The 444-nt window shown below is 45.9% G+C and carries 1 rRNA gene; it reads right to left on the bottom strand.

The window, feature by feature from the left end:
- Nucleotides 1-281, bottom strand: a 23S ribosomal RNA gene (locus V6U78_RS12730); the annotation flags it as partial.
- Nucleotides 282-444 lie beyond the last annotated feature (163 nt).

Below are 444 nucleotides of genomic sequence, written 5' to 3'. Positions count from 1 at the left end.
ATACAGACTTAAGGGCTAGTCCCCGTTCGCTCGCCGCTACTAAGGGAATCTCGGTTGATTTCTTTTCCTCGGGGTACTTAGATGTTTCAGTTCTCCCGGTTTGCCTCTATCACCTATGTATTCAGTGATAGATACCTAGGTTATCCTAGGTGGGTTTCCCCATTCAGAAATCTGCGGATCGAAGCTTGTTTGCCAGCTCCCCGCAGCTTATCGCAGGCTACAACGTCTTTCATCGCCTCTGACTGCCAAGGCATCCACCGTGTGCGCTTAGTCACTTGACCATATAACCCGAAAGAGTTTCTACAATCTTGCAACTGAACAACGATTTTTCGCCGGATACGCTTGAGACTGGTGTCTATTGCGACTTAGTTAGAGACTAACTAAGCAACAACAAACGTATCGCTTTGACTTAAAAAAACTTGGTTTCTTGCATTGTTAAAGAGC

The sequence above is a fragment of the Marinospirillum alkalitolerans genome, assembly GCF_045055655.1.
GTDB lineage: Bacteria > Pseudomonadota > Gammaproteobacteria > Pseudomonadales > Halomonadaceae > Marinospirillum > Marinospirillum alkalitolerans.
Note: the sequence above shows the minus strand (reverse complement) of the source record. Positions and strands in the feature narration are given on the sequence as shown.